Origin of the sequence: Streptomyces recifensis (assembly GCF_002154615.1) — a bacterium.
Lineage (GTDB): Bacteria > Actinomycetota > Actinomycetes > Streptomycetales > Streptomycetaceae > Streptomyces > Streptomyces griseoluteus.
This window is the reverse complement of sequence record NZ_MUNH01000180.1, coordinates 1-8,031: the sequence shown is the minus strand read 5'-3', so window position 1 is coordinate 8,031 and position 8,031 is coordinate 1. Positions and strand designations below refer to the sequence as shown.

Here is an 8,031-nt window from a genome sequence, read left to right as displayed (position 1 = left end):
ACGACGTCGAGCAGGGCGCCACCGACCTGGGCATCGCGCTGGCCAATCTGCGCAAGCCCTCCTCCATGGGCTTGACCTTCGCCGTCGATGCGACGGAGTCCCAGCAGGTGACGGTCACGGTCACAGCGGCCCGCTACGTTCCCGAGGACGAGGCCGGCCACCGGATCGAGCCGCGCCGCAGCGAGGCCCGCAGCACCGAACGGCAAAAGGAGCGCTGGCGTCGCGAGGTGCTGGTGTGCGAGCCGGGCGAGTTCGACGTGCGATGGCCCGGTTCCGTCAAGGGCAAGCTGTGCGATGGCCTGGAATGGCGGGCTCTGGTGCGCCCAGCTGTCGAGGGCACGGTGACGGTCACGGTGACGGTGGTGAACACGCTGACGGCCGGCGAGTTCGATCTGCAGGACGCCTACTGCTTCTTCCAGCCGGAGGTCAGCGTCCACGGCGCGGAGGGCACCCGTCCCTTCGTGGAGCGCCCCGCCCGCCGCGGCCCGGTCGACGACGAGCAGGCCCTTAGCCGACTTCTGCATCGCTACGCCCCCGTGTTCGCCACCGGCCACGGCACATCGGTCGCCTGGGACTGGCAGGCGCCGCCGCTGCGCACCCCCCTGCCCAAGCGAGCCGCAGTCGCATCGGTGCGCACCGAGTTCGTGCCCACGCACGACGTGCTGCTGACCGACTCCAACCCGCACATCGACGACCGCGCGCTGACCATGCACGGCCTGGGCCAGGGAACGCAAGAGGACGTGGTGGCCGCCCTCACCCGCCTGCTTCAGGGCTACCAGGAATGGATCGAGGCGCGCGAAGAAGAAGCCCGCGACCTGGCCGGTACACACCACGAGGTGGCGGCACGGCGGCAACTGGAGCTGTGCCGTTTGGCATTGGGGCGGATGCGGCGTGGCGTGGCCTTGCTGAGCGACGACCGCAAGCCGAATGTCTTTGCCGCCTTCCGGTGGGCGAACCAGGCGATGGCGCAGCAGCGGGCCCGCACGGCCTGGATCAAGCAGGGTAGAAACGGCCAACCGCAGATCGAGAAAGGCAGGTGGCGGCCCTTCCAGATCGCGTTCATGCTGCTGTGCCTTGAGGGCATCGTCGATCCCAACCACGAGGACCGCGAGGTCGCGGACCTGCTGTGGTTCCCCACCGGCGGCGGCAAGACCGAGGCCTACCTCGGGCTGATCGCGTTCACCACGTTCTGGCGCAGACTGCGCGACGGAGCGCGTGGTGACGGAGTGACCGTGGTGATGCGCTACACCCTGCGTCTGCTCACGCTTCAGCAATTCGAGCGGGCCGCTGCACTGATCTGCGCGATGGAGCAGGTGCGCGTCGAGCACGAGGAAGAGTTGGGCGCCACGCCCATCTCGCTGGGCATGTGGGTGGGCAAGTCGGCCACCCCCAACGATTTGGACAGTGCCCAGGACCGCCTGGACAAGTTGCGCCGCGAGCCGGGCAAGTCCCTGCAAAAGGAGAACCCGGTCCAGCTGCAGACCTGCCCGTGGTGCGGCCAGCCGCTGACCGCCTTCGACTACGAGGTCCGCGCAAGCACCCACCGCATGATCGTGCGATGCCCGAGCACGAGCTGCGCCTTCCACACCGATGCCGGACTGCCCGTCCACCTGGTCGACGAGGCGGTCTACGACGCGCATCCCACCCTCGTCATCGCGACCGTCGACAAGTTCGCCTCGATGCCGTGGCGCCCGGCCACGGCCGCGCTGTTCAACCGGGACGAGCCGGGCGGTCCACGCCCGCCGGAGCTGATCGTCCAAGACGAACTGCACCTGATCTCCGGCCCGCTGGGGACGTTGACCGGCTTGTACGAGACGGCCGTGGACGTACTGGCGGACAAGCCCAAGGTGGTGGCGTCGACGGCGACCATCCGCCGGGCCACCGAGCAGGTCGGGGCCCTGTTCGACCGTCGCACGGCCCAGTTCCCGCCCGCCGGGCTGGACGCACGCGACTCCTGGTTCGCCGTCGAGACGCCACGCAAGGACAAGGCATCCCGCCGCTACATCGGACTACTCACCCCGAGCACCAGCCAGGCAACCCTCCTGGTGCGCACCTACGCCGCCCTGCTGGACGCCGCCGCCCGCACCGACGCCGATCCGAAGGTCAAGGACGCGTACTGGACCCTGGTGGGCTACTTCAACAGCCTGCGTCTGCTGTCGGCCGCCGAGCTACAGGTCCTCGACGACGTCCAAGACCGCCTGGAGCTGCTCGGCACCCGCGCCTCGGCCACACCCCGCCTCGCCTCCCAACTGATCGAGCTCAGCAGCCGGGCCGACTCCAGCGCCATCCCCCGCCATCTACGCCAACTGGAACGACATTTGCCCGATGCGGACACACTGGACGTGCTGCTCGCCACGAACATGATCTCCGTCGGGGTCGACATCGACCGGCTCGGCCTGATGGCAGTCATGGGCCAGCCACAGACCACCGCCGAATACATCCAGGCCACCAGCCGCGTCGGCCGCCGCCACCCCGGCCTGGTCGCGGTCATGTACAACTCGGCTCGCTCCCGGGACCGTTCGCACTACGAGAGCTTCCCCGCCTTCCACTCGGCCCTGTACCGCGAGGTGGAGTCAACCAGCGTCACCCCCTTCTCCTCGCGCGCCCGCGACCGAGGTCTGCACGCCGTCGTCGTCGCCCTGGCCCGACTGCTGTTGCCCGCCGCCCGCCCCAACGAGGCGGCCGCCCACATCGCGGGATTCGTCGACGATCTCAACGCCCTCGTCCGCCCGTGCATCCTCGCCCGCGTCGACGCGGTCAACGATCTCGAGCGCAAGGCGACGGCCCAGAGCTTCGACCAGTTCGTGCAATGGTGGCTCGACGAGGCAGCCGACCACCCCGAGCTGGTCTACGAGGCCCGGCGCGGCTCGCACCAACCCGCCCTCCTCGCCGGCTTCGACGACGAGGACCCCGAGACGGCCGGCTGGTCCACCCTGTGGAGTCTTCGCGACGTCGACGCCGAATCCACCCTCTTCCTGGAGCACTGACCACCATGACCCCGCCCCCTCCCCCGCGCCGCCGACGCGGCACCGGCGCCGCCGTCGTTCGCCCCCGCAAGCTCGGCGGCGTACGACGCTCCCAGATGGTGACGACCTACGGTGTCGGTGCGATGATCGCCGTGGACAACGAGTCGTTCATCGTCGCCGGTCTCGACTCCTGGGACGTCTCTCAGGCCCCCGAGGTCCTGGAGCGTCGCCTGGCCCGCCTGCTGAAGGTGCGCTCCTTCCGCCAGCCGCCCGCCCCGGACCCGGACCGGGCAACGGACGGGGTGCACGTCCGCCGGTTCCCGAACATGTACTCGTGCCCCAAGTGCGCCACGCTCCAGCCGTTCTACAAGTTCAACTCCCCGCCCCGTACAGCGCGTTGCGGGACGTGCGAGGAGGACCTCGTGCCCTCCCGCTTCGTCTTGGCCTGCAACAACGGCCACATCTCGGACTTTCCGTACTGGCGGTGGGTCCACCGCGGCAGCGGCCACACAGGCGGCCTGTGCGGCGGCACCCTCTCCTTGGGCACCAACGGCAGCACCGCATCCTTGCGGTCGGTCGTCGTCTCCTGCAGCTGCGGCGTGCCGGACGTATCCATGGAGGGCGCCTTCCGCAGCCGCGTCCTGAAAGATCTCGGCATCCGCTGCGAGGGCGGCCGCCCGTGGTTGAAGGAGGTGCCCCCCGAAGGGTGCGACCAGGCACCGCGGGCCATGCAGCGAGGCTCCTCGGCCGTGTGGCATCCCCTCGTCGCCAGCGCCTTGTCCATCCCGCCGTGGGGCGAGGGCCTGCACAAGCTGGTGGAGAAGCACAAGCTGCTCAGCGCATCCGAGGACACCATCCGCTGGTTCGCCAAGAACCACGCCGCCCTGCTCAAGAGCGTCAACGCGACGGCAGAAGACATCATCCATCTGGTCCAAGCCATCGAGGACGACGATGTAGCGGCCGACCAGGACGACACTCCTACACCGAAGGCCCGCAGCGCGCTGCGGCAGGAGGAGTACATCCGGCTGGTCCGCGGCAACCCCGAGCGGTACACGGCCGAATGGCAGCCCTTCGTATGCGAACAGCCATTGGGCTCCCCGGCCGTGCTGCAACCACTGGGGCTGCGCGACACCATGCTGGTCAAGCGGCTACGCGAGGTGCGGGCCCTGGCGTCGTTCATGCGCGGTGACTTGCCCTCCGAGGCGGATCCCGCCCACCGCATGGCGCCGCTGACCCTGTCCGACGACATCGACTGGCTTCCGGCCGTGGAGGTGATCGGCGAGGGCGTGTTCCTGCGCCTGGACGAGAACAGGCTGCGTTCTTGGGAGACCGATGAGACGGTGATCGTCCGCGCGCGGCGCATCCGTGAGAATCACCTGACGCTTCTCAGGCGCCGCAGTGGTGTGTCCAAGACCGCAGGAGGGAAGCAACAGGACGCGGAAGAGATCGACTCACCCGTCTCCCCGCGCTATCTCCTGCTCCACACCCTCGCACACATTCTGATCAACGAGTGGAGCCTGGACGGCGGCTACCCGACCTCCGCCCTGCGCGAGCGCCTGTACTGCGACGACAACATGGCGGGCCTGCTGCTCTACACCGCCACCAGCGACTCGGCCGGCAGCCTCGGCGGCATTGTCGCCCAGGGCGAACCCGACCGCCTGGCCCACACCCTCAAGGCCGCCCTCGCCCGCACCGCCTGGTGCTCCAACGACCCGCTGTGCATGGAGTCCGAGGCCACCGGCGTCGACAACGTCAACCTCGCCGCCTGCCACGCCTGCGTCCTGCTGCCTGAGACCAGTTGCGAAACCAACAACAGCTTCCTCGACCGGGCCATGCTCGTCGGCACACCGACCGGCACGGTGCCCGGATACTTCCACGACCTCATGTAAGCCCCCGCTGGGGTGGGCGAGGCAACCCGCCGCGCACCCCACCCCGGCAGAAGGGCCTCAACGCCGTCGGCGCCGCTCTTCCACCACCGCACGCACCCGCTCCGCCGCCTCCCACGGCGACTCGTGCTCCCAGACCCGCACCGCCAGCCACCCGGCCTGCCCGAGCCGCTCATCGGTGTCCGCGTCCCGGACCCGATTCCCCTCGATCTTGGTCCGCCAAAAATCCGCATTCCGCCGCGGCCAGGTGCCATGCTCCGGACACCCGTGCCAAAAACAACCATCCACGAACACCGCCACCCGCGCCGGCCCGAACACGATGTCCGCTTCCCGACGCACCCCCTTCACCGGCCGCCTATGCACCCGAAACCGCAGGCCCGCCGCATGCAACGCACGACGCAATGCCAGCTCCACCTGGGTATTCCGGCTCTTTTGCAGGCTCATCCGCGCCCGAACCTGTGCCGTCGTCTCCAACGCCTCCACCCAGACATTGTCCACCCGCCCCACCTGCCCGATCCAAGCGAGCAGCGCCACCGGGTGGCGCGAGCCCCCGACCAATGCGCGAACCCGGCCCTCGACGACTGGTGAGTGCCATGTCCCGACCGCGCCGGTTCGTCTCGATGCGGCGGCTGTCCGGCCTGTGTCACAACTGGCGATCACTGCCATGGCGGTGTGGGCTGTCCATCTGGGTCCAGACCATCGGGCCACCATGCATCGAAGGCTGAGTTTCCAGGAGGCATGTCGCGTGCGTGGCCGCGGTCGGCGACCTGGCGGTAGAGGTTCTCGGCCCCTTTCCGATTCCCTGTCTTCTCCCGCAGCTGGCCCAGGCGGTAGAGAGTGTCGGGGTTGCCGAGGTCGGCGGCCAGCCGGGCGAAATTCTCTGCATCCTTCGGGTCCCCTGCCTGCTCCCGCAGGATGGCCAGGAAGTTCAGGGCGAAGCTGCTGTCGCGTTCGGCGGCCTGCCGGTAGAGGTTTTCGGCACTCGCCCGGTCCCCGGCCTCCTCCCGCAAGCGGCCCAGGCGGCCCGAACCCTCCGGGTTGCCGTCGTCTGCAAGCTGACGGGCAAGGTTCTCAGCGCCTTCCCGGTCCCCCGCTCTCTCCCGCAGCGTGACCACGCGGGGCAGGGCGTCGGACATGCCGTTGTCCGCGGCCTGCCGGTAGAGGTTCTCCGCGCCCTCTCTGTCCCCTGCCTGCTCCCGCAAAACAGCCAAGGGGAAGAGGGCTTCGGTGCTGCCGTGGTCGGCAGCCTCCCGATGTAGTGGCCCCTCTAGTCACTACATACAGGAGCTGGGCGTGCGACGGGAGGGCGCGAATCGACCTATTCCTGCCCCGGGGATCCGCCCCCGGCACGGGCCCGCTGAGGCCCGAATCAGACGGATCTCGCCCCGGGTTGGCCGGAGGTGCCCCGCAGCCCCGGCACGGCCGTACAGCCCCCTCCAGAGGCGGGCGGGGAGCTCAGTCCATTGGTACACGGGCTCTGATCGCTCCTCTGCCTCCGGGCGTCACTCCGGCCGGCGTTCCGCGGGTGCCTCGGTCCACTACGGTTCCATGGCGGGACTGCCGAGGGGGCGGTCGTCGATCAGGAGTCGTCATGCTGCCACGCATCGGTCTGTACTACCCGTTCATCCACTTCCGCGACGAGCGATGGCTGAAGACGGCCGCGCTCTATTGGCGAGAACTGGCGCGAGTCGTGCCGGACGGCTATCGGTTGTCTGACTCGCGGACCGCCCGGGTACTGCGCGAGGAACTCGGCTTCATCAGGCCGGTGGATCCAGCGGAGCCCGCTCGACAGGTGGCACCGATGTTCCTCGAAGTCCTCACCCGTCACGCGGAGGCCTTACATACAGCGGGATACGGTGTGTCGCCTGCGTGGGACGACTGGGACAGCCGTGCGAGAAATCCCTTCGATCCAGTGGCTCCGCCCTCGTTCGGGCACGGGTCGAGGCACACGCACGGCACGGGACCGACACGCCCGGGCGTCGCAGCCGTCTACTGGGAGGAGTTCACCCCCGAACTGCGAGCGGCACTCGTAGACTCCGGGTTGGCAACCGACGTGCGGCGCAGTTCTGGGCTTCAGGGGCGACGCTCCCTCGCGAACGGTCGCTGGATGGCGATGAATGCCGGGCTCGCCTGGGTCTACAAGTGTGCGTTCGTCGAAGTACTCGCCCGCCAGGGCCGGTTCACGCCCACGACGGACCAGCCCGACGCGCACCTGGCGTCGGCCGGCTGGGATGCCGACCGGGTTGCCGAGACCCTGCTCGGCACCACGGGCACGGCAGTGAGTGCCCAGCCGGACGACATCGCCGACGCGGTCGGACTGTTGGCCGTCCGTTTGGCTGTGCCGGCGGGACTGGGCAACGTACCGGTCGAGAAGATCGTCAAGCTGCGGGAGAATCACCGCGACGAGTTCGCCGCATTCAACGCCGTCGTGTCCCAGACGGTGGACGAACTGCGACAGGAACTGGCCGGGGTGACGCTGGCGGTGGCGCGCGAGAGCTACGTGCAGATGGCGGTCGAGCAGCGCTTCGATGCTCCTTTGAGGGCTTTGCGTGACGCGATGAAAGCGCAAGGCATCGGCACGGTGTACGGCCTGGCCAACGTGAAGTTCGAAATGCCCTCCCTGGTGAGCGCCTTCAGCCCTGCGGTCGTCGGCGGCTTCCTCGGTCAGCCTATGGCGGGTGCGGCGGTTGGTGCGGCGCTCGCCGTCGTAAACGCCCGCCACACGCACAAGCAGCAGGTCAAAGACCTGAAAGCCGGGAATCCTGCCGCCTATCTACTCTCGGTGCAACGTGGCCTCCAACCCCGTTCCCTCCTGCGGAAGATCACTTCGCTCGCCTGACCCACCAGGCACACCGGACCACCTCCTCCTTTCCGCCTACCTTGCACGCACCGCCGCACCTCGTAATGGGATGCAGTCGTAGCGGCGGGTGGCGATCCTGCTTGCCTCTTGAGTCATGCCGCGAGGAAGACCGGCGCTGGCCGTGCTCCTGGGCAATGTCAGCTTCATGCCGCGAGCATCCTCTGCATTGCGATCCATGCCGAAACAAGGGGTTCGCAATGCAGGCCAAGGGGCTGGGCAGCATGACCGCCGCTCCTCCCCTGCCCCCTGCCCCGCCTCAGCGCGTGGCAATACGTGCGGGGCTAGCGGTCATGCCGAGGGTGGATCCGATTGCTCCCCG

5 protein-coding genes are annotated in these 8,031 nt (G+C 68.8%); 3 read left to right on the top strand and 2 right to left on the bottom strand.

The genetic code is table 11. From position 1 onward, the window contains the following. Together CCN33_RS11260 and drmB are read left to right on the top strand one after the other, a co-directional pair. A partial coding sequence (locus CCN33_RS11260; protein ID WP_107483927.1) for a helicase-related protein occupies positions 1 to 2,987 on the top strand: 2,987 nt, incomplete at its 5' end. A 5-nt stretch (positions 2,988 to 2,992) separates the two neighbouring features. Next, on the top strand, positions 2,993 to 4,855 hold the full coding sequence (gene drmB, locus CCN33_RS11255) for a DUF1998 domain-containing protein (protein WP_086693497.1): 1,863 nt from the start codon (positions 2,993 to 2,995) through the stop codon (positions 4,853 to 4,855). Positions 4,856 to 4,912: 57 nt separating this feature from the next. On the opposite strand, the gene CCN33_RS11250 is transcribed toward drmB, so the two are convergent. After that, positions 4,913 to 5,350 carry a very short patch repair endonuclease gene (locus CCN33_RS11250; protein ID WP_244173759.1) on the bottom strand — a complete coding sequence of 146 codons (438 nt, stop codon included), beginning with the start codon at positions 5,348 to 5,350 and terminating at the stop codon, positions 4,913 to 4,915. Between the two features lie 158 nt (positions 5,351 to 5,508). After that, positions 5,509 to 5,988: a tetratricopeptide repeat protein gene (locus tag CCN33_RS31065; protein WP_140394511.1), complete on the bottom strand. Its 480-nt coding sequence runs from the start codon at positions 5,986 to 5,988 to the stop codon at positions 5,509 to 5,511. A 455-nt stretch (positions 5,989 to 6,443) separates the two neighbouring features. Here CCN33_RS31065 and CCN33_RS11240 point away from each other — a divergent pair, with 455 nt between their 5' ends. Beyond that, positions 6,444 to 7,691 (top strand): DUF6236 family protein, encoded by a 1,248-nt coding sequence (locus CCN33_RS11240; RefSeq protein ID WP_086693495.1) that lies wholly within the window; start codon positions 6,444 to 6,446, stop codon positions 7,689 to 7,691. The last annotated feature ends 340 nt before the right edge of the window (positions 7,692 to 8,031 follow it).